Annotated in this window: 26 protein-coding genes; 12 read left to right on the top strand and 14 right to left on the bottom strand. The window is 72.0% G+C overall.

The features are described 5' to 3' along the window. Positions 1-76: 76 nt before the first annotated feature. The 3 genes from BC793_RS19585 to BC793_RS19575 form a co-directional block, all read right to left on the bottom strand. Positions 77-520: a hypothetical protein gene (locus BC793_RS19585; protein ID WP_109594258.1), complete on the bottom strand. Its 444-nt coding sequence runs from the start codon at positions 518-520 to the stop codon at positions 77-79. A 132-nt stretch (positions 521-652) separates the two neighbouring features. Then, entirely contained in the window at positions 653-1,111 is a 459-nt protein-coding gene (locus tag BC793_RS19580; protein WP_146246351.1) for a hypothetical protein, read from the bottom strand. A 54-nt stretch (positions 1,112-1,165) separates the two neighbouring features. Beyond that, complete coding sequence (locus BC793_RS19575) at positions 1,166-1,825, bottom strand: TetR/AcrR family transcriptional regulator (protein WP_109594254.1); 660 nt, start codon at positions 1,823-1,825, stop codon at positions 1,166-1,168. An 81-nt stretch (positions 1,826-1,906) separates the two neighbouring features. On the opposite strand from BC793_RS19575, the gene BC793_RS19570 reads away from it, so the two are divergent. The 3 genes from BC793_RS19570 to BC793_RS19560 all read left to right on the top strand — a co-directional run bounded on the left by BC793_RS19570 (position 1,907) and on the right by BC793_RS19560 (position 3,629). After that, positions 1,907-2,797: an alpha/beta fold hydrolase gene (locus BC793_RS19570; protein ID WP_109594252.1), complete on the top strand. Its 891-nt coding sequence runs from the start codon at positions 1,907-1,909 to the stop codon at positions 2,795-2,797. A 64-nt stretch (positions 2,798-2,861) separates the two neighbouring features. Then, a complete protein-coding gene (locus BC793_RS19565; RefSeq protein WP_109594250.1) occupies positions 2,862-3,227 on the top strand; it encodes a hypothetical protein in 366 nt (121 codons plus the stop codon). Positions 3,228-3,257: 30 nt separating this feature from the next. Then, positions 3,258-3,629: a hypothetical protein gene (locus BC793_RS19560; RefSeq protein WP_109594248.1), complete on the top strand. Its 372-nt coding sequence runs from the start codon at positions 3,258-3,260 to the stop codon at positions 3,627-3,629. Between the two features lie 36 nt (positions 3,630-3,665). On the opposite strand, the gene BC793_RS19555 is transcribed toward BC793_RS19560, so the two are convergent. The 3 genes from BC793_RS19555 to BC793_RS19545 all read right to left on the bottom strand — a co-directional run bounded on the left by BC793_RS19555 (position 3,666) and on the right by BC793_RS19545 (position 5,517). Beyond that, a complete protein-coding gene (locus tag BC793_RS19555) occupies positions 3,666-4,064 on the bottom strand; it encodes a hypothetical protein (protein WP_109594246.1) in 399 nt (132 codons plus the stop codon). A 231-nt stretch (positions 4,065-4,295) separates the two neighbouring features. Beyond that, positions 4,296-4,715 (bottom strand): DUF6928 family protein, encoded by a 420-nt coding sequence (locus BC793_RS19550; protein WP_239170169.1) that lies wholly within the window; start codon positions 4,713-4,715, stop codon positions 4,296-4,298. Between the two features lie 82 nt (positions 4,716-4,797). After that, positions 4,798-5,517, bottom strand: coding sequence for a VOC family protein (locus tag BC793_RS19545; RefSeq protein WP_109594244.1), 720 nt, complete (start codon positions 5,515-5,517; stop codon positions 4,798-4,800). Positions 5,518-5,783: 266 nt separating this feature from the next. On the opposite strand from BC793_RS19545, the gene BC793_RS19540 reads away from it, so the two are divergent. The 5 genes from BC793_RS19540 (at position 5,784) to BC793_RS19520 (ending at position 14,308) form a co-directional block, all read left to right on the top strand. Beyond that, entirely contained in the window at positions 5,784-6,296 is a 513-nt protein-coding gene (locus BC793_RS19540; protein ID WP_146246350.1) for a YcxB family protein, read from the top strand. Positions 6,297-6,463: 167 nt separating this feature from the next. Beyond that, positions 6,464-7,012, top strand: a complete 549-nt coding sequence (locus tag BC793_RS19535) for a nucleotidyltransferase family protein (protein WP_239170168.1) — start codon at positions 6,464-6,466, stop codon at positions 7,010-7,012. Positions 7,013-7,273: 261 nt separating this feature from the next. Beyond that, positions 7,274-8,914, top strand: coding sequence for a GGDEF domain-containing protein (locus tag BC793_RS19530; protein ID WP_239170195.1), 1,641 nt, complete (start codon positions 7,274-7,276; stop codon positions 8,912-8,914). A gap of 157 nt (positions 8,915-9,071) precedes the next feature. After that, a complete protein-coding gene (locus BC793_RS19525) occupies positions 9,072-12,968 on the top strand; it encodes a Pls/PosA family non-ribosomal peptide synthetase (protein WP_109594235.1) in 3,897 nt (1,298 codons plus the stop codon). Continuing rightward, positions 12,965-14,308: a M1 family metallopeptidase gene (locus BC793_RS19520; protein ID WP_109594233.1), complete on the top strand. Its 1,344-nt coding sequence runs from the start codon at positions 12,965-12,967 to the stop codon at positions 14,306-14,308. Before BC793_RS19525 ends, BC793_RS19520 begins: the two co-directional genes overlap by 4 nt. A gap of 22 nt (positions 14,309-14,330) precedes the next feature. Here BC793_RS19520 and BC793_RS19515 read toward each other — a convergent pair whose 3' ends face one another. From BC793_RS19515 to BC793_RS19495, 6 genes are all read right to left on the bottom strand, one after another. Further along, a complete protein-coding gene (locus BC793_RS19515; RefSeq protein WP_239170167.1) occupies positions 14,331-15,035 on the bottom strand; it encodes a DUF309 domain-containing protein in 705 nt (234 codons plus the stop codon). Between the two features lie 37 nt (positions 15,036-15,072). Next, complete coding sequence (locus tag BC793_RS19510) at positions 15,073-16,335, bottom strand: PucR family transcriptional regulator (RefSeq protein WP_109594231.1); 1,263 nt, start codon at positions 16,333-16,335, stop codon at positions 15,073-15,075. Between the two features lie 31 nt (positions 16,336-16,366). Beyond that, entirely contained in the window at positions 16,367-17,245 is an 879-nt protein-coding gene (locus tag BC793_RS19505; RefSeq protein ID WP_109594229.1) for a universal stress protein, read from the bottom strand. Between the two features lie 74 nt (positions 17,246-17,319). Next, positions 17,320-17,667 carry a TraR/DksA family transcriptional regulator gene (locus BC793_RS19500; RefSeq protein ID WP_239170166.1) on the bottom strand — a complete coding sequence of 116 codons (348 nt, stop codon included), beginning with the start codon at positions 17,665-17,667 and terminating at the stop codon, positions 17,320-17,322. A 78-nt stretch (positions 17,668-17,745) separates the two neighbouring features. After that, complete coding sequence (locus BC793_RS52335; protein WP_275416209.1) at positions 17,746-17,868, bottom strand: hypothetical protein; 123 nt, start codon at positions 17,866-17,868, stop codon at positions 17,746-17,748. Between the two features lie 253 nt (positions 17,869-18,121). Beyond that, positions 18,122-19,009 carry a hypothetical protein gene (locus BC793_RS19495; protein ID WP_146246349.1) on the bottom strand — a complete coding sequence of 296 codons (888 nt, stop codon included), beginning with the start codon at positions 19,007-19,009 and terminating at the stop codon, positions 18,122-18,124. Between the two features lie 209 nt (positions 19,010-19,218). Between BC793_RS19495 and BC793_RS19490 the strand changes: the two genes are divergently transcribed. The 3 genes from BC793_RS19490 to BC793_RS19480 are packed head-to-tail and all read left to right on the top strand — an operon-like array spanning position 19,219 to position 21,092. Continuing rightward, entirely contained in the window at positions 19,219-19,854 is a 636-nt protein-coding gene (locus BC793_RS19490) for a hypothetical protein (RefSeq protein ID WP_109594225.1), read from the top strand. 13 nt (positions 19,855-19,867) lie between these two features. Next, complete coding sequence (locus BC793_RS19485; RefSeq protein ID WP_109594223.1) at positions 19,868-20,380, top strand: RNA polymerase sigma factor; 513 nt, start codon at positions 19,868-19,870, stop codon at positions 20,378-20,380. Continuing rightward, positions 20,373-21,092: a hypothetical protein gene (locus BC793_RS19480; protein ID WP_109594221.1), complete on the top strand. Its 720-nt coding sequence runs from the start codon at positions 20,373-20,375 to the stop codon at positions 21,090-21,092. The genes BC793_RS19485 and BC793_RS19480 overlap by 8 nt, the downstream gene beginning before the upstream one ends. 44 nt (positions 21,093-21,136) lie before the next feature. Here the strand turns inward: BC793_RS19480 and BC793_RS19475 are convergent, their stop codons facing one another. Together BC793_RS19475 and BC793_RS19470 are read right to left on the bottom strand one after the other, a co-directional pair. Next, entirely contained in the window at positions 21,137-23,902 is a 2,766-nt protein-coding gene (locus BC793_RS19475) for a poly(A) polymerase (RefSeq protein WP_109594637.1), read from the bottom strand. A gap of 40 nt (positions 23,903-23,942) precedes the next feature. Next, positions 23,943-24,266: an STAS domain-containing protein gene (locus BC793_RS19470; protein WP_109594220.1), complete on the bottom strand. Its 324-nt coding sequence runs from the start codon at positions 24,264-24,266 to the stop codon at positions 23,943-23,945. Between the two features lie 105 nt (positions 24,267-24,371). Here BC793_RS19470 and BC793_RS19465 point away from each other — a divergent pair, with 105 nt between their 5' ends. Next, the gene (locus tag BC793_RS19465) at positions 24,372-25,181 is read left to right on the top strand and encodes an alpha/beta hydrolase (protein WP_109594218.1); all 810 of its coding nucleotides are present in this window, start codon (positions 24,372-24,374) and stop codon (positions 25,179-25,181) included. The last annotated feature ends 39 nt before the right edge of the window (positions 25,182-25,220 follow it).

Genomic DNA, 25,220 nt, shown 5'->3' with positions numbered 1-25,220 from the left:
CCGACAGTCCTCTGACGACGCCCTCGCCTGGGTGACGGGCGAATCGGCACCACCGGCCCTCTCAGACGAGAGGCGCTCAACCGCAGTGCCGTTGGACCGGGGCCAGCCACTCGCTCAGGGTCGGGCCGATCGCCTTGCCGACATCCTCGGTCGTCTTGATGCCCGCGAAGAACTTCGTGTCCTTGGACCTGTCGTGCATCTGCTTCGCGGCCTGCTTGCCGGCGGCCTGCATCTGGGTGTCGACGCTCGTCTTGGTGGCGTCCTGCACGGCGGTGGCGAACGCGGCGAGCGTCTGCTGTGCCTGGGTGACCGTCCGGGGGTCGGCGGCCACGGCGGTGAGCGCTTTCGCGTACGGCGCCATGTTCTGGTCGTAGACCTGGGCGAGCGCCTCGCAGGCGGCACCCGCCGGGGGCGTGGTGGGTGCGGCGCCTCCCGCGCGGGGGCCGCCAGGCGTGGTGCCGCAGGCCGCGACGGTGAACAGGGCCCCGCCGGCGAGCAGGGCGGAGAGGACACGGCGCATGGGAGGACCCCCGGATCGCAGGACGAAGCGATGGGAGCGCTCCCATCGAACGTGCACACTACGTTGTCATGCTTATCACTGTCGATACCTCGGAGGATCGCCCGGCTGTTTCCCGTCCTTCCCGGTGCGGCCTCAGGAGGGCGGTGTCTCTGTCAGCCTCCGGCTCACCGCACTGCCGTCCTCGGCGGTGAAGGTGACTGTGAGGCCCGTGGCGGTCTCCGCCATCGACGGCGTGAAGGTCCACTCGCAGTAGAGCGCGGCGGCTCCGCTCAGATCTCCTCCGGTACTTCTGCCGATCAGCGTGAACCCGGTGCCCGCGTCGTCGGTGACGTCAACCGTCAGGGATTGGGCCAGGCGTTCCGCGACCGACTCGCTGGGCGGTTCCGTCGCCCCGGCCTCACTGCGTCGCAGCCACTCGGCCGAGCGTGCGATGTCAGCGGCCACGAGGGCTTTCGCCGCCTCGGTCGGCGCGCCGACGGTCCGTACCAGCACCAGATTGTTCCAGGATTCGACGGTGAGCAGGTAGATGTCCACGCCCGCGACCCTGGCCACGACCGTCATCGGACAGAAGACTCGAGGCAGCCATGTCATGCCGGCGAGGCTATCGGTTTCGCCTCGTCACCACCGCCCGGCGCCACCGCCTGATCACTCGCCCAATAGGCCGAGAAGGACCCGGGACACCGTGTCCTCGAAACTCGGCGCCGGCACCAGTGGGTCGCCTGTCAGCGCCGACGTCAGGTGAGGGTGGCGGCCCGCCGTGATCGCGTGGGCGAGATAAGCGCCCTGTCGCTGCCGGGTGCCGGAGGCGGCATTGAGTTCGTGGAGGGCGAGCGCCGCGGTGAGAGTGCTCATCACGGCGAAGGCCTCCAGCTTGCGACCGGTGTCGGCGGGGTGTTCGCTGAGGACTGCCAGCACGTGTTCGAGCAGGTCGGTGCCGTGCGGGCCGAGGGCCGAGCGGGTGAGCACCAGTTCCGGGAGCCAGCCGTGGCGCAGCATCAGGTCGCGGCCCTGTCGGCATACCTCCAGCAGTCCGGGAAGCCAGGCGCCGCCCGGTGCCGGCAGTCGATAGGCGCCCGCGACCTCGTCGGTCATCAGGTCGAGCAGATCGTCACGGCTGTCGACGTAGCGATAGAGCGAGGCCGCGCCGGTGCCCAGCTCGGCGGCGACCCGGCGCATCGAGACCGCGGGCAGGCCCTCCCGGTCGGCCAGCGCGATCGCCGCGGCGGTCACCTCCGCCCGGGACCGTTCGGCGGGCCGGCCCACGCCGCTACGCCGATCCCGTAGCCATACCGGCACCGTCTCCATGTCACTCCCTCTCGATTGCGCCCACCCTACCGTTCCGGATACGGTGTTCGCGAACGGCGTTCCCGAATGAGTGGGGTAAAGATGATCAGAGTCCCGCACACCGCGTGCAACGGGGACGTGCACCTCGCGGCCGACGACCTCGGCGGTGCCGGCGGTGACCCACTTCTGCTGATCATGGGGCTCGGGGTGTCCCGGTTCTGGTGGCCCGACGGCCTGGTCGCCGCGCTGATCGACGCCGGCTTCAGCGTGGCCTCGTTCGACGGCCGTGACGCCGGCGGCTCCACCCACTTCGACGGCACCCCGGCCGGCAACCCGGTGACCGGGCTGCTGCGCCGGCGGCCACCCGCCTACACCGCCGAGGACATGGCCGACGACACCGTCGCCGTCCTCGACGCGCTCGGCTGGCAGCGCGCCCACCTCTTCGGCATCTCCCAGGGCGGCCTGGTCGCCCAGCGCACCGCGCTACGCCACCCGGAGCGGGTGCACACCGTGACGTCGTACGCCGCCGTGCCCAGCGACGCCCGTGGCGCCGCCGTCCTGCGCTACGTACGCCTGCCGTTCCTGGCCCGCCTGACACGCATGCGCCACCCCGCCGGCCGCGACGGCGACCTGGCGGCGGGCCTGGACCTGTTACGGGCGGTCGCCTCACCCGGCTACCCGTTCGACGAGCAGGACGCCCGCCTCCGCGTGAAACGCGAACTCGACGCCGGACTGCCCAGCGGCGTCCGCGACAGCGGCGCCCAGGCCCGGCAGACCAGCGCCCCCTGGCACGGCCCGCGCCTGCACCGGCTCCGCGCACCCCTCCTGGTGCTGCACGGCGAACACGACCCGCTGATCCGCCCCGTCGCCGGTCGCCGCATCGCCGCCTCGGTGCCGGGCGCCCGCTACGTCGAGCTGCCCGGTACCGGTCACGACCTGCCCCGGGAGATCTGGCCGACGGTGGTCCGCGAGATCCGCTCCCGGGCCGGCTGAGACATCACCCGGCGCGGCGGGAGGCGGACGGACGCTGTGGGACGACCGGCTACCGTGCCGGGCCATGGGCATGTATGCGTCGATCCGTGGCTGGCTCGAGATCGATTTCGCGCAGCGCGCCGACGCCGAGCGGATCATCGAGCAGAACCGGCATGAGCTGTACTCGGGCGGGTGGGCCTTCCCGTCGAGACCGTTCAACTGGTCGCTCTATCTGTTCTACGGCGGTGACATCCGGCGCGGCGAACTGCCCTGGCTTCGTGAGCAGGTCGAACAACTCGCCGGCATGCCGCCGGTCGACGAGGACGACGACTGGCCGAGCGGCCTGTTCGTGGTCACCGCTGAAGATCAGGACGGTGCCCGGATGTGGCAGGTGCGTCAGGCCACCGTCACCGAACTGCCCGCCCCCGGCCTGTCCTGGCTCGACGAGTGATCCCGCGCGACCGCATGAGAGCATCGATGGATGCTGCGCGGACGACTGCTCACCGAGAGCCTGCGCGTCGGCGTCGACCTGCGGGTGCCTTCACTGCGCGTCGTACGGGTCGGCCGGCACGACGTCTCCGGCTCGTCCTCGACCGGCCAGCCCGGCATCTGGACCTTCCTCGACTTCGAGGCCCCCGACGAGACGGCTGACGACCTGGCACAGGCACTCACCGACACCATGACCGACGAACCCGGCTGGTATGCGGACTTCGAGGTCGGCGGAGACCACGTCGTCGTCTTCCCCGGCCGCGTATTCCGCTACGTCAAGGGCGACAACCCGGCAAGAAACAAAGCCGTGGAGTACGGCCGCAGCGTCGGCGTACCTGAACATCAGCTCGACTGGGGCGAATAGGACACGACTCGCGGCGAAGCCGGACCTCCCCGCCGGTCACGTCGTGACCTCACCCTCCCACGTGCGAAGCGTCAGCGCCCGGCCGTCGAAGTCCAATCCGAGGCCGGTCACCTCATCGACCTCATTGCGCAGCGGCTCCAGCGCACTGAGGCGCCTGTGGATGACCGGGGCGAAGGGCGATTCACCGGAGGCGTCCCGTAACGCCCAACGTGACCCGTTCCAGTCGTAGTCGTACCCGTCCCACCACGAACGATCACCCGGGTGGGTCTCCGTCAACTCCAGAGACCAGTCACTCCGGCCCTCGAGCAGAATGCCCCGTCCGCCCTCGAAGACGAGGTGCACCGGCCCGACGCCGAGATCGACGGACCCGCCGGCCTGGTGCCAGCCCAGCCGTTCCACCGTCACCAGCGCGCGGCCGATCAGTGCGTCCATCATCGCGACCTGTCACTTCTTCCGTCGTGCGCTGATCACCGCCATGCCGACGATCACCAACACGACGACGAGACAGGTCAGCAAGTGCCACGGTTTGATTGCGCCCATGACGACGGACCATACCGAGTACCGGCAAGGTCCGGCCGCCCGCTGATCGGTGTCCGCGTCAACTCTCGTCGTCGCCGATTTCGCGTGGCGTGCCGTCCGGCATGAAGCCGTATCGACGTGGCGGCTTCATGAGCTGAAGTGCCTGCTGCAATGTGGCCTCGCGGTCCGCCTGTTCACGCCCGTCGGGCCGGCGACCCGGGAGCCGTGCAGGTGAATGTCGAACGGATCGGCATCGTCCGGGTCGGGCAAGCCCTCGAGGATGAACCCGAACAGCGAGCGGACGAGTTCTCCGTCGTTCCACACCGCGAAGCGCAGCCGATCGGAGACCGAGTGCATTCCGTGCATGATGATCCGTCGGCCCGCCCCGACCCGGAGCAGTCGGGGCGGTTTCCGGGAGGGACAATCGCAGACGAGCCTGCGGTCGCAGAACAGTTCGGCGCCGGGCAGGACGGTGGCATAGCTGGTGTCGTCCGGTGGATAGCTGTGGTCCCCGACCGACCCGTTGCCGATCGGTGTCACTTCGGAGTCGGGATGCAGCTCACGCACAAGATCGAAGACCGCCTGCAGGTCATGAGGATGTGAGATCTCCGCGCGAAAGAATCGCCCACACCTCCACTGCGCCCTCAGCTCATCGCAGCGCCGCTGCGAGATCGGCAGCGATCTCGAAGGTCGGTGCCGCCCTTCCGGTCTCGTCTTCGGTCAGCGTGATGTGCTCGACGCGGGCGAGCATCGCCGTTGCGGTCTCCCGGTCATCCAGCGCCATCGCCAGTTCTGCGCGGTACACCAGAACCTCTACGTGCGTGACCGGGTCATCGTCGGCCTGCGGGCGAGCCAGCGCGCTGTCGAGAATGCGGACCGCCTGGCCGGCGTCACCCTTGGAGTCGGCCAGCACGACGGCGTTCGCCAGCACTTTGGCGAGTCGTCCGGCGGGCGCGGGCGCCGGCGTGGGCGCCGTGGCGGTGTTCTGGAAGACGCGGATCCAGTTGCCGCCCGGGTCGATGACACTGAACCCGCCGATCCCATCGGCGTTCTTTCGCGCCCGGGGCCGGGTCATCCGCGGCATTCCGGACACCAGAACCTTGCCGTAGGCGGCGCGCATGCCCGCGGCGAAAGCCCGGTGCAGTTCCGCGATGTCCGAGGTGAGCACGATGCAGGAGCCGTAGGACTGCTCCGGGTCGAACCCGGCGATCTCGAAGAACTGCAGGTTCAGGTCCTCACGTTGCAGTCCGATGCAGGCGTAGGGCTTGCGCTGTATGTACGTGGTGCGGAAGCCGAGAACCCGGTAGAAGGCCTCGATGTCGTCGATCGACGCGCAGGGCAGCAGGGGAACGGTCACCTCGTTGGTCATGGCTCCTTCCTAGGCGCCGCGCACGGTCCGGCGCCCATGGAAATAGCCGATCATCGTCCGGTTCCATCCGATCAGCCGAGGCGAACCGGCGGTGATGCCGGATCGTGTGGGGCCGTTCAGAGACCGCCACGGCTCACGGTTCCTGGACCGGCACAGCCATCGCAGGGCAACAGCCGCTGACGCCGGAGGCTCGGCGGCGTACTTCCCGATACTCGTCCTCGAACCTCTCCCGGAGAGGCAGACAAGATCGTCTCTATGATGCTCGCTTGGAAGACACGGGGCAGCTGACCTTTCAAGTCCGGACGGACCCGAAACTGACGAGAGCGCTGGTACGGCGTACTTTGCTCCCGATCGTGGTAGGGGCCGGGGCGGCCACGCCGGCCATCGCCGCGCTGTTGCACCTGGCGGGCAATCCGGGCGGCTGGGTGCGGCCCGTGCTCGTCGGCGGCGTTGTCGGTATGGCGTTCCTGCTGGTCGTGGTGCCGCGGCAGGCCGTGGCGCGGAATGCCCACACGATCGGAGGGCCGATCGCCTACCGGATCGACGCCGCGGGTGTGCACACCGTCCATGGCTTCGAGTCGAACACACTGCCCTGGTCGGCGATCAGAACGGTGCGTCGGGCGCGCGGCCAGATTCTGATTCCGCACCAGGGGCTCTCCGACAGCAAGCTTCGGATGTCCAGTATCCCGACCGCCGATCTGGCCGCGACCGAACAGGACCGGTTGTTGGCAGTCCTGCGTTCGCGCGGCGCTGCGCTCACGAACACGCCCACCGTCTGAGATGTCGGCCGGCGCCGCCACTGAGGCCGGTCACGCGCACCAGGGACTTCACGGGGTGAGGCGACATGCACAGCGGGCGCACGCCGGGACTTCCGGGCGCGGCGGCATCACCGATAAGGGCCCGGTGGGGCGGAGAGAACCGCTGATCTAGGGTCGCTGGCGTGGTCATGAGCGCATACGACATGGTGAACGTGATCGAGTCCGACCCGGGGGCTGTGCGGGTCCTCCGGGCTGCGGCCGGCCTCGGGTTGCCGGACTGGTGGATCGGGGCCGGGTTCGTCCGCAACCGGATCTGGGACGCGATCGGTGATCTCCCCGCCTTGCCGGAGCGGGACGTCGATGTCGTCTACTTCGACCCGGACAGGCTGGACCCGGGCGAGGACGTACGCGCCGAGGCCCGGGCCGCGGAGATCCTGCCGGACGTGCCGTGGGAGATCCGTAATCAGGCGCGAATGCATCTGCACAACGGCGATGAGCCCTATGCATCCACCCTGGACGCGATATCGCGCTGGCCCGAGACGGCGACCTGCGTGGCGGTCACTTTGCGGGGCGACTCTGTGCGCCTGGTCTGCGGCCATGGGCCGGCCGACCTTGTGGGAATGGTCGTCCGCCCGTCACCGGCCTTCAGGAACGAGGCGGGCCGGGCGACGATCCGGCGCCGTGTGGAGGCCAAGGGATGGCTCGACCGCTGGCCGGGACTGCGGCTGGAGATCTGAAGCCCGCGCCGCCGAAGAGCGCCCGCCGAAAACGCCGGTGAAGGGAGGCGAGGATGCGGCAGGAACCGGCCGGCGTCCATGACCGGGCGTACGAACTCCCGCGTGCTCTGGAATCGTGACGGGGATCTGTCCCGTGCGGGGCGGGGCGTCCTATTCTGGGCGGCGTCAAGTCCTCATGATCGGGGCGGGTGGGCCGATGCGTACCCATGCCTGATCGGTGGCCACGCGGTCCCGGGGTTGAGGGAGGACGGCTTGACCACGGTGAACGTCGCCGGCAGCGACTTCCAGCCGGTTCATGTCCTGTTGGAGCGCGCCGAGGAGAAGCGGTTGGCCGGTGACTACCGGGCCGGGTGCGAGCTGGCCCGGGCGGCCGCGGACCGGGCGGCCTCGGACGGTGACGGCGCGGGTGAGGCGGCGGCGCTGCGGTCGCTGGCCAACCAGCTCATGCGGGTGGGGCGGCAGGAGGAGGCGATCGCCGCCTGTCGTGAGGCGGCCGTGCTGCTGGACTCACTCGGCGACCGGGTCGGTCTGTGTGATGTGCTCACCCTTCAGGCGATGCCGCTGATGGAGCTGGGCATGCACGACGAGGCGCTGGGTGTGCTGGCCACCGCCCGGGACATCGCGCATGCTCTGGGCGACCGGGAGCTGCTGTACTGGGTGCACAACCGGACCGGTGTGGTGCACGGCAGCATGGGCGACCGCGAGCTGGGCACCGCCTGCCTGATGCTGGCGCTGGACATGGCCGACGGGATGAACGCCGAGGCCCGGTTCTGCATTCTCAACAACGTCAGCGACAACGCGGTGTACGAGGTGCCGCGTCTGCGGGGCCGGGGCGAGGCGGAGGCCGCCGAACGGGTGCTGACCGGTGCGCTGGGCTACGTGGCGGAGGCGCTGCGCCTGGCGCTGGAGGCCGACCATCCGTACCGGCAGGCGATGAGTCTGGACAACTACGGGATGCTGCTGGCGCTCGCCGGTGACCTCGACGGGGCGGCCCGGCTGATCGAGGATTCGCGGCTGATCGCGGTCCGGGCCGGCTACCGGTCGCTGGAGTCGGCGGCCCTGCAGCATCAGGCCCGGGTCCGGCTGATGCGCGGTGAGCACGCCGAGGCGATCGAGGGTTTGCGACTGGCGCTGGATCGCGCCCATCTGGCGGGCGAGAAGCCGATGGCGATGGAGATCTCGCGGGAGTTGTCCGAGGCCCATGAGCGGATCGGTGATTTCGTGGCGGCGCTGGCCTACTACCGCGACTTCCACGACCTGGAACGTGAGTTGCACAATCAGGTCGCCGCGGCGCGGGCGCGGATGGCGGCGCACCACTTCGAGCTGGACAACATGCGGCTGGAGGCGGAGAACGCGCGTCTGGAGACGGAACTGCACCGGGCCCGCAGCGCCGAGCTGGCCGCCGACAACGTGCTGTGGCAGCGGCAGGCGACCGAGGACGCGCTGACCGGTCTGCCGAACCGGCGGTCGGCCGACGACCGGCTGCCGAAGCTGGTCGCGGCCGGTGGCCCGGTCTGTGTGGCGGTCGCCGACGTCGACCTGTTCAAGCGGGTCAACGATCAGTTCGGCCACTTCATCGGGGACGAGGTGCTGCGGCGGATCGCGGTGATCCTGCTGGACGGGATCGGGGAGACCGATCTGGTGGCCCGGTTCGGCGGCGAGGAGTTCCTGATCGCGCTGCACGGTTCCGGGATCGAGGACGCGCGGGCGCGGTGCGAACTGTTGCGGGCGCGGGTGGCGGCGTACCCGTGGGATGCGATCGAGGCGGGTCTGACCGTGACCATCAGTCTCGGCCTCGCCGAGGTGGCCGGCCCGGCGGCGCTGCCGGATGCCCTGAGCTGTGCCGACCAGCGCCTCTATGAGGCGAAACGGGGCGGCCGCAATCGGGTGTACGCGGGCTGACCGTTCGGGTGACGGCGTCCCGTGCGTGTGGACGGTCATTGATGTGTCCATCAACACGTCTACGCCATTCGACCGTTAATTCCTGTTCCCACCTCGTAGTTTCGAAGGTTGCCGCGGACGCCGACGCGGAACCGGTGGTGGAAGTGGAGCGCGCTAGGTGACCGTGACGACCGATCTGCGACTGATCGAACTGCCCGAGCTGGAATTCGCGCCGGAGGCTCCGGCGGTGTTCCGGTCCCGTTCCGCCCCGATCCGCCGCACCCTGATCGACGTCCTCGACGCGACCGTGGAGACCCACGCGGGCGCCCCGGCGATCGACACCGGCGTGACGAGGCTGACGTATCGGCAGCTCGCCGTCGAGGTCGAGACGCTGCGGGCCACCCTGAGCGGCCACGGGATCGGGGTCGGTGACCGGGTGGGCATCCGGATCGCCTCCGGTACGGCCGACCTGTACCTGGCGATCCTCGGTGTGCTGGCGGCCGGCGCGGCGTACGTGCCGGTCGACGCCGACGACCCCGAGGAACGTGCCGAGCTGGTCTTCGCCGAGGCGGACGTGTGTGCGGTCCTCGGTGACGGGCTGAGCGTCTCGGTACGGCGTACCCCCGGGGGTGCGACCGGACGACCGGAACCGGCCGACGACGCCTGGATCATCTTCACCTCCGGATCCACCGGCACCCCGAAGGGGGTGGCGGTCTCGCACGGCGCCGCCGCCGCGTTCGTGGACGCCGAGGCGCAGCTGTTCCTCGCCGACGACGACGTGGAGCCGCTCGGCCCGGCCGACCGGGTGCTGGCCGGCCTGTCGGTGGCGTTCGACGCGTCCTGCGAGGAGATGTGGCTCGCCTGGCGGCACGGCGCCTGCCTGGTGCCGGCCGCGCGGTCGCTGGTGCGCAGCGGCGTCGACCTGGGCCCGTGGCTGGCCGAGCAGCGCATCACCGTGGTGTCGACGGTGCCGACGCTGGCGGCGCTGTGGCCGGCCGAGGCCCTGGAGGACGTCCGGCTGCTGATCTTCGGTGGTGAGGCGTGCCCGCCCGAGCTGGCCGAGCGGCTGGCCGTCGAGGGACGTGAAGTGTGGAACACGTACGGCCCGACCGAGGCGACCGTGGTGGCCTGCGCCGCCCGGCTCACCGGTACCGGTCCGGTCCGGATCGGCCTGCCGCTGGCCGGCTGGGAACTCGCCGTCGTCGACGCGTCCGGTGAGCCGGTCCCCATGGGTGAGACCGGGGAGCTGGTGATCGGCGGTGTCGGCCTGGCCCGCTACCTGGACGCGGCCAAGGACGCCGAGAAGTTCGCGGCGCTGCCCGCCCTGGACTGGGCGCGTGCCTACCGCAGCGGTGACATCGTCCGCGCCGAACCCGAGGGGCTGCTCTTCCTCGGCCGCGGCGACGAGCAGGTCAAACTCGGTGGCCGCCGGATCGAGCTGGGTGAGGTGGACGCCGCCCTCCAGGCGCTGCCCGGCGTGGCCGGGGCGGCCGCCGCGGTGAAACGCACCGCCGCCGGCAATCAGCTCCTGGTCGGCTACCTGGTGCCGCACGACGCCACCGCCTTCGACCTGGCGGGCGCCACCGCCCGCATCCGTGAACAGCTGCCGGCCGCGCTCGTCCCGCTGCTGGCGGTGGTCGACGCGCTGCCGACCCGCACCTCGGGCAAGGTGGACCGGGCCGCGCTGCCGTGGCCGCTCGCCGTCGGCACACCCGGAGCCGGGGAGCTGACCCCGGCGCAGGAGTGGCTGGCCGGCGGCTGGGAGGAGATCCTCGGGGTCCGCCCGGCCGAGGCCGGTGCCGACTTCTTCAGCAGCGGTGGCAGCAGTCTGAACGCGGCGCAGCTGGTGGGCTGGATCCGGCGGACCCATCCGCGGGTGTCGGTGGCCGACGTCTACCAGAACCCGCGGCTGGCCGAGATGGCCGCGATCCTCGACGGTCTCGACACCGAGACGACGGTCCGCCGCGACGTACGGCCCACGCCCCGCCGCGCCGGATTCCTGCAACTGTTGCTGATGCTGCCGATGCTGGCGCTCGTCGGGCTGCGCTGGCTCACCGTGCTGGCCGCGCTGGGCAAGGTCGTGTCGCTGGCGCCGGCGGTCTCCTGGTGGTGGATCGTGGCGGCGTGGCTGCCGTTGTTCAGCCCACCGGGACGGGTCGTCATGGCCGCCGGCGTGGCCCGGCTGCTGCTGCGCGGGGTCGGCCCGGGGGAGTACCCGCGGGGTGGCGGCGTGCACCTGCGGTTGTGGGCGGCCGAACGGTTCGCCGAGGTGACCGGTGCGACCGGCATCGGCGGGGCGGGCTGGATGACCACGTACGCGAAACTGCTCGGTGCCCGTATCGGCCGCGACGTCGACCTGCACTCGGCGCCGCCGGTCACCGGGCTGCTGCGCCTCGGCCGGGGTGCGGCCATCGAGCCGGAGGTCGACCTGTCCGGCTACTGGGTCGACGGCGACGTGGTGCGGGTCGGCGCGGTCCGGGTCGGTGCGGGCGGCCGGGTCGGTGCGCGCAGCACGCTGATGCCCGGTGCACGGGTCGGCAAGGGTGCGAAGATCGCCGCCGGGTCGACCGTCACCGGGGCCGTGCCGGCGAACCAGCGCTGGGCCGGTTCCCCGGCCGTCCCGGTCACCGGTAAGGGTGCCACGACGTGGCCGGCGCACCGTCCGGACCGGTCCCGGCTGGGCGCCCGCTCGTGGGTGGCCGCCTACAGCCTGACGGCGCAGCTGCTGGGCCTGCTTCCGGTCGCGTCCGCGCTGCCGGCGCTGGCGCTGCTCGGCTGGGCGTCCGTCCACCCGTCGACGACGGCGCTGCTGATCGCCGTTCCGGGCGCCGTGGTCGCGTACCTCCTCGGTTATGCCCTTCTTGTTCTGGTGTTCGTGCGGCTGCTCAGCATCGGCCTGCGCACCGGGTTCCACCCCGTCCAGGGGCGGGTGGCGTGGCAGGTGTGGACGACCGAGCACCTGATGGGCATGGCCCGGGTGGCGCTGTTCCCGATCTACTCCAGCCTGTTCACGCCGGTCTGGCTGCGGCTGCTCGGTGCCAGGGTCGGGCGCGGGGTGGAGATCTCCACGGTGCTCGCGGTCCCGGCGATGACGACCGTCGACGACCACGCGTTCCTGGCCGACGACACGATGGTCGCCACCTACGAACTCGACCACGGCTGGCTGCGGGTCGCTCCGGCCCGGATCGGCAAGCAGGCGTTCCTCGGTAACTCCGGGATGGCCGCGCCCGGCCGGTCGGTGCCCAAACGCGGCCTGGTCGGGGTGCTGTCGTCGGCGCCGCACAAGGCCAAGAAGGGTTCGTCGTGGCTGGGTGCCCCGCCGATGCCGCTGCGCCGGATCGTGGAGACCGCCGACGCCGGCCGTACCTTCGAACCGCCGCTGCGCCTGAAGGTGGCGCGGGCCGCCGTCGAGCTGTGCCGGATCGTGCCGGTGATCTGCGCCGGTGCGCTGGCGGTCCTGGTGCTGGCCGCCCTGACCTTCGTGTGGCGTACCGCCGGCGGGTGGGCGGCCGTGCTCGCCGCCGGGCCGGTGCTGTTCGCCGCCGGGATCACCGGGGCGCTGCTCGCCACCGCCGCGAAGTGGCTGCTGGTCGGCCGGTTCCGGGCCGGTGAGCGGGCGCTGTGGACGTCGTTCGTGTGGCGCAACGAGCTGGCCGACACGTTCGTGGAGGTGCTCGCCGCGCCGTGGCTGTTCCGGTTCGCGTCCGGTACCCCGCTGCTGACCTGGTGGCTGCGTACGCTCGGGGTGCGCATCGGCCGCGGTGTGTGGCTGGAGACGCTCTGGCTGCCCGAGTTCGATCTCGTCCGTCTCGGTGACGGCGCGACCGTCAACCGGGGGTGTGTTGTTCAGACCCATCTGTTCCATGATCGGATCATGAGCATGGATGAGGTCACCCTGGGCGCGGGCGCGACGCTCGGCCCGCACGGGATCGTGCTGCCCGGCGCCAGCATCGGCGCCCGTACCACCGTGGGCCCCGGCTCGCTCGTCACCCGCGGTGACGCGGTGCCCGACGACAGCCGCTGGCTGGGCAACCCGGTCGCGACCTGGCCGGCGACGGTCTCTCGCCGGGTATGACCCCACCGGGCATCCCGCTCGACGCCACCCCGGGCGCCGAGCGTTCCACCGATCCGTACCTGCCGGAACACGGCAACGGCGGCTACCGGGTGCTGCACTACGACCTCGACCTGGACTACCGGGTGGTGTCGAACCGGCTGACCGGCCGGGCGGTCGTCACCGCGCGGGCTGTCCAGCCGCTGTCGCGGTTCAGCCTCGACCTCGCCCGGCTCAGTGTCCGGGACGTGCGGGTGGACGGACGGCCGGCGAAGTTCGACCATCGGGCGGGCAAGCTGCGGATCAAACCGGAGCGGCCGATCGGCTACGGGGCGACGTTCAAGACCGAGATCCGGTACGCCGGCAAGCCCGGCCCGGTGTCCGGCCGGTGGGGTGAGATCGGCTGGGACGAACTGAGCGACGGGGTGCTGGTGGCCAGCCAGCCCAACGGGTCGCCGTCCTGGTTCCCGTGCAACGACCGGCCCGACGACAAGGCGTCCTTCCTGGTCACGTTGACCGTGGCATCGGCGTACACCGTGCTGGTCACCGGTGACCTGGTGTCCCGGCGGCGGGGGGCCGGCACCACCACCTGGGTGTACGAGCGTGAGGAGCCGACCTCCCCGTACCTGATGAGTGTCCAGATCGGCCGTTACGAGATGGTGGAGCTGGCGTCCGGGCCGGTGCCGCAGCGGGCCGCGATCACCCCCCGGCTGCGTGGTGTCCTCCGGCACGACTTCGGCCGGCACGGCGAGATCATGGCGGCCATGCAGCGGCTGTTCGGGCCGTACCCGTTCCGGGAGTACGTGGTGGTCGTGGCCGACGACGACCTGGACGACCCGGTCGAGGCGCAGGGCATGGCCGTGTTCGGCCGCAACCACCTCGACGGGCGGCGCACCCACGAGCGGCTGGCCGCGCACGAACTGGCCCATCAGTGGTTCGGCAACAGTCTCACGGTCGCCGACTGGCGCCACATCTGGCTCAACGAGGGCTTCGCCACGTACGCCGAATGGTTGTGGTCCGGTGCCTCCGGTGGCCCGTCCACCAACGCCCACGCCGCCCGATGGCACGCCTGGCTCTCCACCTACCCGGCCGACGTGGTGGTCGCCGACCCCGGCGTCGACCGGATGTTCGACCCGCTCGTCTACAAGCGTGGCGCGCTGACCCTGCACGCACTGCGCGCGAAGCTCGGTGAGCAGGTGTTCTTCTCGCTGCTGCGTTCGTGGGTCGCCGAACATCGGCACCGGACCGTGACGACGGCCCAGTTCCGCGAACATGCCGCCCGCTACACGACCGGTTCCCTGGACGAGTTGTTCTCGGAGTGGCTCGACCGTCCGGCGCTGCCCCCACTGCCCCGCATCCTCTGACGGCTGCGGGCTGCCGGGCCGGTCAGGTGGTGAGCCGCGGCATCGGGACGTCACCGGCCGGGTCGCCGCCGCCGAGTCGTGCGGCTTCCGTGCGCGCCCAGGTGCTCAACCGGCCCGCCGCGATGCCGTGGGGGGCCCGGTGTCCGTACGAACCGATCCGCTCCGCCGAGCGCAGCAGCAGCCGTTGGGCGCCGGTGGTGTTGCCCCGGTGCGCATGGGTGAGTCCGACGGCCAGTTGAGCAAGGCCGCGCCACAGTTCACGTTCGTCGGCGGGCGCTGCCTTCCAGGCCGCTTCGAGGACTTCGTGGGCGTGGAACGGCAGACCGTCGTCCAGCAGTCGTTGTGCCTGAAGGAGTGCGTCCGCGGGTGTGAGGTCGAGATCGTCCGGCATGGTGGGGATGCCCGGGGCTCCCGACGGCAGGGGACGGCCGAGGGCGTCGCGGGGCCGCGCGTTGCGGGGCCTGCCGGTGGTGTCGCGGTCCCGTACGACGGGCATCGGCCGCTGGACCGGGCTGGCCGCGGCCGGCAGGTCGTCCTCGCTGCTGTCGCGCTCGCCGAGGTACGCGAGCAGCGCCGGGCTGCCGCTCGACATGCGGTCGACCTCCTCGCCGGTGTCGCAGGTCAGCAGCGCGATCGTCACCGTGCCGGTGCCACGTGCCAGGACGCTCCATCGCCCGCCGGACTCCTGCCAACGGCGTAGCTGATCGAGCGCGGTGTCCTCGGGCATACCGGAATCCTCCTGCGGGCCGAAGTCGTGGTACCGGTCAGCCTGCTGCGGGCAGCGGCTGTTCGGGCCAGTCGAGGGCGCGGGCGCCGAGTACGGCTGCTTGCAGGGTGAACCGGTGAGCCGGGTCGGCCGGATCGTAACCGGTGAGGACGCGGATGCGTGCGAGCCGGTAGGTGACGGCTCGTACGGAGACGGGGATGCGTTTCGCGGTCTCGGTGGCGACGCCGCCGGTGTCGAAGTAGGCCTGGAGGGTGGCAAGGAGCGGTTCGGCACCACCGCGTGCCTGGGTCAGCGGGTGAAGCACGGCGTGCACGAGTTCGACGATGGCGGGCTGGTCGCGGAGCAGGACGCGGTAGATGAGCAGGTCGCGAGCGTTGACGACCGGCGTGGACACGCGCAGCCGGCTCGCCATGGTCAGCGCTTCGCGGGCTTCCTCGTACGAGCGGGCGATGCCGTACAGGCCCGGGTGCGGCCGGCCGACGGCGATGCGCCAGGGCCGCCCACGCGGTAGGCGCCGGAGCTGATCGTGCATCAGCCGGCCGAGGTCGTCGGGGGTGTCGTGACGGCCCGGTGTGCCGTCGGGGGCGGTCGCGTCGGCGGGGGCCAGGACGACCAGCAGTCCGTCCTTGGTGGCGACGAGCACGTCGCGGTCGCCGAGCCGGTCGAAGATGACCGCCTCCAGGGCGGTGATCGCGGCATCGGTGTCGGGCAGCCGCCGGCTCGGCGCGGCCAGCGCGACCTGGTGCACGCGGGCGAGGTCGAGACCGAACGGCTCCGCACGGCCGACCAGGGCACCGAGATCGGAGTCGCCGCGCAGCAGGTCGTCGATGAGTTCGCGGCGTAGCGTCTCTTCGCGGCGGACCAGGTCGCGGCGGGCGACGGCGTAGCCCTCGGCCAGGGTGGCGACCGCGTCGTCGACCACCTGCAACACCGCGGCCGCGGCGGCGCGGACCGCCTCACGGTCGCGGCTGCGCACCACCTCCGGCAGGTCCTGCCACAGTCGGCGGGCGGCGGACAGGTAGAGCTGCACCACCCGGCCGGCTGAGATGCCCTGTTCCGCCGCTCTGCGACCGAGTGCCTCGACGGCGTCGAGTTCGGCGCGCTCAGGTTTGCGGCCGGCGATGGCGGCGTCGGCCAGCAGCGGCAGATAGTCGCCGAGCAGCGCCACCGGCACGTTGCCCGCGTCCCGGGCCGCGCCGGCGGCGACGTCGGCGAGCCACTGCCCGTCGCCGTCGCCCGTCGTCCGTCGCCCGCCGCCTCTCGCCGGCCGCGGTGGTCGGCGTGCGCCGTCGTCGTTCACGTGTGCTCTCCCGTTCGCCCCACCGGATGGTTCATCCTCGCCGATCGTGGCCCGGTGACGGGACCACCATCACAGGGCAGGGCGCGTGTTCGATCAGGCTCCGGGACGTCGAGCCCATCACCAGTCCGCTGAAGCCGCCCAGGCCGCGGGAGCCGACGACCAGGAGATCGGCCGTGATGCGCCCGCTGAAGGCCATCAGCGCCGCGGCGGGTGACTCACCCGAGACGACCTCGGTACGGTATTCGACAGTCGGGTATCGCGCGCTGATGCCGTGCGTGCCCGCCGCAGAATCACCGACGGTGGTCCAGAACGGCAGGGTGCTGGTGGCGATCGCACCGGCGGAACTACGGCGTGCCGAGTGGTAGGCGAGGATCAACTCGGCGGCGCGGAGCCGGGCTTGCGTGAACGCGGCCTCCGCGGCGGCGCGGGACCCCGCGGAGCCATCGGTGCCGACCACGATCGGCCCGTCGTCGGACAGGTGGTCGTCGCCGCGCACGATGAGGACCGGGCAGTGGGCGTGACCCGCGACCTGGGTGGAGACCGATCCGGCCAGGAGCCCGGCGAACCCGCCTGCGCCGCGATGCCCGACGACGAGCAGCTGAGCGGAGCGGGAGGCGCCGAGCAGGATCGCGCTCGCCGCCCCGTCGAGCAGGTGAGTCGTCACCGACAGGTCGGCGTGCTCCTGTTGGACCTCGTGCGCCGCCTTTGCCAGCAGGTCCAGCATCGCCGCGCGTGGCCCCTGGTCGTGTAGATCGTAGGGTGCGTGAAACGGCGGCAGGATCACCGGCAGGCCGAGCGCATGCGTGATCTGTAGAGCACAGCCGCGGCGCTTCGCCTCGCGGGCGCCGTAGTGGACGGCGGAGCGGGCGGTTGCCGATCCGTCGAAGCCGACGACCACGGGAGCGTTCATCGGGGATCCTCCTCAGTGACGTAGGTGCCGAACTGTCGCCGCGGCGGGCGGTGCCGGGGTGCCCGGGCGTGCTCTCAGGGCAGCGGTCGGGCGCGGTCGCAGGGGACGCAGAACTCCGCCTCCGGCAACTCACGCAACCGCCCCCACGGAATGGCCCGGTGACAGCCCAGACAGAGGCCATAGGTTCCTTGCGACATGCGCTGCAACGCATGGGCGGTATCGGCGACCGCCTGCCGCGACGTCTCCGTCAGGGCAGCCAGTGTGCGCGGATCATGACCGCCATGGTGGGGCAACACCCCGCACACGACCAGTTCGGTCAGTTGACGGGTATGGATGGCGAACCGTTCTTCCAGCATGTCGCGCAGCAGCGGTAGGGAGACGACGGCACCGGCCTCGATCGAGTCATGCACGGTGGTGGTCACATGCCTGTCCCTTCTCTCGCGGGATGGTGGAACCGGGCCGTCGGCGGACCGCTCCAGGCCCGGGCGGATGCGGACCCGTCAGCTCTTGTGGCTGCTCTGACAGGGCATGCAGAACCGCGCGTGCGGCAGGATCTCCAGGGTGGCGCGCTGTGTGGTGAGCCATCGCTGGTCGGTGCCGCTGCTGTGGATGTCGGTGCTCATGGTGGGATGCGCTTCCTTCTCGAGAAACAAGAAAGGGCCGAAGCTGAATGAGCTTCGCCCTGGTGGCCGTCACGTTGTGTTTCCATGGTCGCCGTCGCGGACCGCCTCCGGCAGGGCCGCGGCTGGCATAGAAGAGCCGGGTTCGCTGCCGGTCGTCGGCAATCATCAAAGTCCGGGGCCCCTTCGGGCGGGTCCCGGCGGCACCGGTACTCGTTCCGGGCCACCACCACGACGCGGCCGGTACGGCCACCGGTCACAACAGGGCGTCGACGACCGTGACGGCGAGGTCCTCGTGTTTGGCGTAGGCGTCCGGCACGGCCGACCGCTGTACGGCCTGTGCCGCGTCACCGAGGCTGCGGGACTCCCAGTCGGCGACCTCGACCAGCCGCTCGTAGAAGGCGTTCGCGGCGTAACGCGGATTCATCAGCTGCGTCACGGTGCCCCAGCCCTGACTCGGGCGCTGCTGGAAGACGCCGAGGGAGTCGAAGTCGGCACCGTCGCCCTCGTTGGGCCGGTCGAGTGACGCCGGGACGGTCGTGTTGGCCAGGTTGCGCAGGCTGGACTCCTGCATCCCGGTCATCACGGCCACCAGCATCGCCCGGCGGGGCAGGCCCAGCTTCTGCGCCACCTGCACGATCACCGCGGCGTTGTTCATCTGCGTCTGGTCGAGCCCGGCCACCGGTCGTGGGGGCCGGGCCACCTTCGGCGCGGCGGAGCGTGCCGTGGCCGACGCGGAGGGCACCGGCGCGACGCGCACCCTGCCCCGCGTGGCGGGCGCCGGAGCGCTGGCTCTCGGCGGCAGTGCGGCGTCGACGGTGACGGGCGTGGTGGCCGACTGGCGGGTGAGGTCGACACCGGCGACCCCGGCCACGGCGGCGGCGGTGACCGCGCTCATCGCCATCAGGACCGACACGGTGCGACCCGGCCCCCGGGCCCGGCGGCGGCCCTTGCGGCGGCGGCGGCGCGGTGACCAGTCGGTGTCGTACATGTTCGGCCGGGCTCCCGGCCACGGCTGCGCCTCGTCGCCGCCGGGGGACTGGAGGCCGGCGGCACGGTGCCGTGGGATCCCGCTCCGCCGCTCCAGTGTTGCCGGATTGTTCGAGTACACCGGCGCCACGATCGGGACCGTCCTTCCGCACACCTGAGCTTCTTTCCGGTTCTACGGTTGCGCCCCGGCCTCCGGTTCAACGGGCCGGGAGGTCGTTCCCGCGGATCGCCGTGCCGGACGTGCCCACGCGCGGCCTCCGCTTCAGTGACCGTTTCGTTATCCGGATCGTGAAATCAGGTGTGCGGGTGGGACGTGTCCATGGCGATTTCCGGACACGCCCCACGTTCACAAGGAGTACCCCTATGCGTTCCCTCGTCTTCGGAGCCGTCGCGGTTCTGAGCGCCGCCACCCTCGCGGGCTGCGCCGGCAGCAACCCGGCACCCATGCGGCCGGCCGCCGCCACCGCTGCGCCCACCACGAAGCCTGCGGCCACCACGCCGCCTGCGACGACGACCACGGCCAAGGGCGCGAAACCGGCCGCCACCAAGGCGCCGGTCTCGGATCTGAGCCGGCTCAAAAGGCTCGGCATCGACGTACAGAAGAGCGTCCTGATCGACGTCGCCGACGACGGTGCCGACCGGTGGCTCGACGTCAGCGCGAGCGGTGTCGACTTCACCGGAACGGCACGCACCGACGGCACGATGATGTTCCTGGCCCCGGCCCCGGTCGCGGCCCGGAACAGCGTGCTCATCAAGCCGCCGTTCTACAACGAGGACCTCGGCCCCGGCTACTGCGTCGCCGACACCCGCGGCGCCCCGCTGAAGCTGGAGAACTGCCGGGCCGGCCGCAGGCAGCAGATCTTCACGATCGTCCCGGCCGGTGATTCCGGGCAATTCGAACTGCACGGGATGTACGGTGTGATCCGCGTCGACAATGGCAAGATCACCACCGGTGGTCGGGGCCGCACCGGACTCCAGACCATCCTGTACGCCGACTGAGCCGGAGCCACCCTTGCGCGACACGGAGGACTTCGACACCTTCTACGCGATGTCCTCCCGTCGTGTCCTCGCCCAGATCGCCATGATGGTCGGCAGCCGGGCCGAGGCCGAGGACGCCGTCTCCGAGGCGTACCTGCGCGCCTGGAACCGATGGCCGAAGATCAGCACCTACGAGAACCCGGAGGCCTGGGTACGCCAGGTCGCCTACCGCCAGGCCGTCAGCACCTGGCGCAAGGCCGTCAACCGGCTCCAGGCCCACCGCCGCGACACCCTCGACCACAATGCCGAGCCCCTCAACCCGGATCATGTGGCGATCGTCGCGGCGCTGCGCCGGATCCCCGCCGACCAGCGCCGGGTGATCGTCCTGCACCACATCGCCGGGCTGAGCGTGGCCGAGATCCACCAGGAGACCGGCATCCCGGCCGGTACGGTCACCACCTGGCTGGCCCGCGGCCGCCGGGCACTGGCCGCCCACCTCTCCGACAGTGACGCCCTCGAAACGGGCCGGGAGCACCGCGATGTCTGACGATCGCCTCCAGCAGGGCCTGGACTCGTACGCCGAACTCCTTCAGCACACCGCGGGCCTCGCACCCGCCGCGGAGATCCGCCGCCGCGGTGACCGCCGCCGCCGCAACCGGGCCGCCGGCGCCGCGTTCGCCGCCGTCCTGATCACCGCCGCGGGCCTCGGCACCGCCTTCACCCGAGGTGGGGAATCCGGCCCGCCGCTGCCACCGGCCGCGTCACCGACCCCGTCGGCATCGGTGCCGCGGCCGTCCGCCGCCCCGTCGCGCACCCGGACCGTGACGTCCGACGTCTCCCGGCTGCGTGAGCTCGGCGTCGACCTGGACACCGGCGTCCTGATCGACGTGGCCGACGACGCCGTCGACCGGTGGATGGCCGTGGGCCCCGGCGACGTCGTCGACTTCACCGGAGCGGCCCGGGACGCCTCCACCGGAATGTCGCTGGTCCCGGCCCCGGTCACCGCCCGCGACCGGGTGATCATCGTGCCGGTGGCCCGGCCGGGGTGGTGCGTGACCGACACCTCCGGCGTGCCGCTGGCCCTGCAACCGTGCCGCGACGGCGACCCCACCCAGACGTGGGAGGTCGTCCCGGCCGGCGACTCCGGCCAGATCAACCTCCGCGGCCCGGACGGCGACCTGCGCGTCGGCGACGACGGCCTGGTCCCGCCGGACGAGAGCGGCCGCTCCGGTCTGCAGACCATCCCGTTCGACCGCTGATGACGACCGCCCGGCGGTCCGGAGACGTCATCGGCGGCACCCGGTCAGTGCAGGGTCGGCACCGCCGCGCCGGGAACGTGGTCGGCGTGGACGCCGGGCAGGGTGGCGAGCCAGGCGGACAGCAGGGTGGCCAGGGTGGTGGCGCCGGGTGGGCGGCGGCCGAGACCGACGGCGTACTCACGGATCGCCGGGCCGGTGGTGAACGGGCGCGGCCACGCGTGCGCGTCGGTGACGCCGGCCTCGTCGAGGACGGTCAGCAGGGCCCGTACCCGGCCGCGGAACCGGCCGACGGTCTCCTCGAACGGCTCCCCGGCCACCGGCTCGACGGTCAGCACCGCCCAGGCCCGGTGCCGGCGGTGCGGCGGCATCGCCGGCCGGCCCTCCCACGACTGGTACAGCTCCTGAGTGACCAGATCGGCGAACCCCGCATCGACCTGCCCGGTACAGGTCCGGACCGGCGAGGAAGGGGTCAGGACCGCCATCGGGTACGCCTCCGTCAGCGCCGTGGCGGCGCCGGTGAGGGTGACCGGCCCGGTCCAGTCCCACGCCGCCCACGTGCCGAAGAAATGCCGCAGCAGCTCGGCCGGGGGCAGGCCGGCGGCGTCCCGGGCGGTCCGGGCGGCCAGCACCGTCCACGCCATCCCGGGGAGCCCGCCGAACGGCGCCGAGTCCAGTCCCCGCGCCCGTGCCCACGCCTTCACCGCACGGGCCAGCCCGGCGAACCCGGGAACATCGGCGGTCGCGGCGAGGACGGCTTCGGCATCGGACACCGCACTCAACGCGACGGCTGACGGTTCGCCGAGTTCCGCGCGCCGGGCCACGGCTTCGTCCACCGGCAGCCCGCCGGAGCCGACGGTGACCAGATCCACGGCCAGACCGTCACCGTGCAAGCGCAGGCCCGGCACGCGGGCGCCGCCCACGGGTCGCACCGACCACCCCGCACCGACCGCGCCGGTGACCCGCCGGCGCAGGTCGTCGAGGTCCGGCTCACCCGGGAACACCGCCACCAGGTCGAGGTCGGCACCGGGCAGATCGCAGCCGATCCGCCGCGACCCGGCGAGATGCACGATCCCCTCCGGCAGGGCCGCCCGCAGAATCCCGAGCACCCCGGTGGCCGGGTCGGGCGATCCGGCCGCGGTGGCCGGACCGGGCGCTGCGGCAGTGTCCGCCGGGGACGGATCGGGCAGCCAGCGCAGTTCACCGGTGCCCAGCAACACTTCCGCGCGGGGGTGCATCGGTTCGTCGGCGCGGCGTGACAGCAGCACCAGCCGGTCCACCCGGGCCGTCGCCGGTGGCAGCCGGGTGGTGACGGGTCCGGTGGTCCGGCCGAGCGTCAGGTGGGGCGTCCAGCCCTCGGCGCGGTCGCGGCACTGCGGGAACCGGCGTCGCAACGCCGCGTGCAGGCCTGCCCACGGTGCCGGATCCGCGGCGGCCGGGTCGAGCCAGACGGTGGTGTCGTCCTGGTGCGCGAACGTGCGTACCCCGGCAAGGGTCGCCTCGAACGGGGAGACCTCGGCGGCCGCGGCTGCCAGGTGTGGCGCGGCATCCTCGAACTCGGCTTCCGGCAGGAAGCCGAACAGCACGCTGACGTGCGGCGGCCATCTCTCGAACCGGGGATCCAGCACCCGGCGGACGTCCTGGACCGGCGGCCACAGACGCCGCGGCGGCAGCCACGCGACCGCCGTCCGGGCCGTCGGTTGCGCGCCGGTCGCCGCCGGGGCCGCACCGACCGCCAGGTCGACGAGCACCCCGAAGTGATCGGAGGCCAACAGCCCGTCGCGCGGCACGTCACCGGCCAGCCGCGCGGCACGCACCGTCAGGTCCACCCCGCGCAGCAGCACCCGGTCCAGGCGGGACGCCCGGCCGGTCGGCGAGCCGATCGCCGCGAGCGGATTGCGGGCCGGATCGAACGTGGCGGTCCGGTCCTCGCGCCCGTGCGCCTCGGTCCACGCGTCACGCAGCCCCAGCCGCCGGGCCGGGGTGTCGCCGCCGTCGTTGACGTCACCGGCCACCACGACCGGCACGTCCAGCCCGGCCAGGCCGCCGGTCAGTGCCGCGAGTTCGGTGGTGCGCCGGTGCGGGCCGTCGGCGGTGTGATCGCTGGTGAGATGGACGGCGGCGACCACCACCGGCCCGGCCACGGTGATCGCGGTGACCTGCTTGTACGGCCCCAGCACGTGCCGCGCCGACTCCAGCACCGGAACCCGGCTGAGCAGCAGCACACCGCTGTCGTCGACGTCCGTCCCGGCCGGATCGGTGCACAGGGTGTAACGCTCGCGCACCCAGGCCGCCGTGAGCAGCCGGTTCAGCAGGTCACGTTCGACCTCCTGGAGGGCGATCACGTCGGCGTCGGCGTGTTCCAGCTCGGCGAGCAGCAACGGCCGCCGCCGGGCGGTGTGGATCAGGTCGGCGTCGTAGCGGTCCCACAGGGTGTTCCAGGTGAGCACCCGCAGGATGGTGACCGGCGGTTCGGCCGGCTGCGGAACCGCCGGGACCCAGCCGTCCACGTCGTGCCAGGCGTGCGGGGTCCGGGCGGTGAAGAACGGGGCGCCCAGCAGGCGCGGGGCACGGACCCGGCCGGCCGTCGACGTGTCGAGGCGGTCCACACCGGTGGCACGGTCCCACACCCGTTCGCCGTCGGCCTCGATGAACAGCACCCGGTGCCACGGAATGTCACCGCCGGGAACGAACGCGGGCAGCGGCACCAGCTCCGCCTCGGCCCGGTGACGGTCGATGCCGAACACGAACCGGGCCGGGTCGAGGCGGGGGTCCCAGCGCACCCGGTGATAGATCTCCGCACTGGTACGCACCGGGGCACCGTAACGTGCCGCCGCGCCGGCCCGCACCCGGTTAATCCAGGCCGAACACCTCGGCCAGGCCGGTGACCTGGATCGCCTTGAGCACCGGGGGAGAAGGGTTGACCAGGGTCACCACGACCCCCGCCGCGGCGGAGGCGTTGCGGACGCTGACCAGGGCACCCAGGGCGTACGAGTCGATCAGGGTCACGTCGGAGACGTCGATCTGGAGGAACTGGTAGGTGGACGCCTGCGCGGCCGCCGCGAGGTTGTCGCGCACCTGGTCGGCGTCGGCGAGGTCGAGTTCCCCGGCCAACGCGGCACGCAGGGTGACGCCGTCGTTGCTGGCCTCGTACATGATCAAAGCGCTGCCGGACATGTCACGACCGTAACGGTGATCGACAAGTCCCGCCCGTCGGGGCCGGGGTCCTGCGCCGAGGACGGGCCGTGGCCCGTCGCCGGGGCCGGGGCGCACACTGGCAGGATGAGGCGGGTGGTGGTGCGCTGGGCTCTGGCCGTACTCGTCGCTCTGATCCTGATCCTGCTCGTCGCCTGGGCCGGACAGCGCCGACTGATCTACTTCCCGGACCGTGCGACGCCACCGGCCGCGGCCGGCGCCCGCGAGATCACCGTGACCGCCGCGGACGGGCTGCGGGTCGGCGCGTGGCTGTTCACACCTCCGGCCGGTACCCCCGACCGGCGCGTCTGCGTGCTGGTACTGCCCGGGAACGCGGGCAACCGGGCGGGCCGGGTGCCGCTGGCGACCGCCCTGACGTCGCTGGGCCTGACCGTGCTGCTGCTGGACTACCGGGGTTACGGCGGCAACCCGGGCAGCCCCTCGGAGGCGGGTCTGGCCGCCGACGCCGACGCCGCCCACGCCCACCTGGCCGAGCTGGGTCACCCGATCGTGTACTACGGCGAGAGCCTGGGCGCCGCCGTGGCCACCGCCCTGGCGGTCCGGCACCCACCGGCGGGGCTGCTGCTGCGCTCGCCGTTCACCGACCTGCCCGCCGCCGGTGGGACCCACTACCCGTACCTCCCGGTCGGTCTGCTGTTGCGCGACCGTTTCCCGGTGCGGTCGCTGATCTCGCGGGTCACGGCCCCGACGGCGGTCGTCTACGGCACGGCCGACCAGGTGGTTCCGCCCACCCTGAGCCGGTCGGTGGCCGACGCCGCCGCCAACCTGGTGCACCTGGCCGTGGTGGACGGCGCCGACCACAACGACCGCATCCTGCTGGACGGACCGCAGTTGATCGCCGCGGTGGCCGTTCTCGCCGACGAGGCGGGCAGGTGACGATCATCAAGGCCGCGGTACGGGCTGGTGGTGCCGGCC

This window comes from Actinoplanes xinjiangensis (genome assembly GCF_003148685.1).
Classification (GTDB): Bacteria; Actinomycetota; Actinomycetes; order Mycobacteriales; family Micromonosporaceae; genus Actinoplanes; species Actinoplanes xinjiangensis.
Note: the sequence above shows the minus strand (reverse complement) of the source record. Positions and strands in the feature narration are given on the sequence as shown.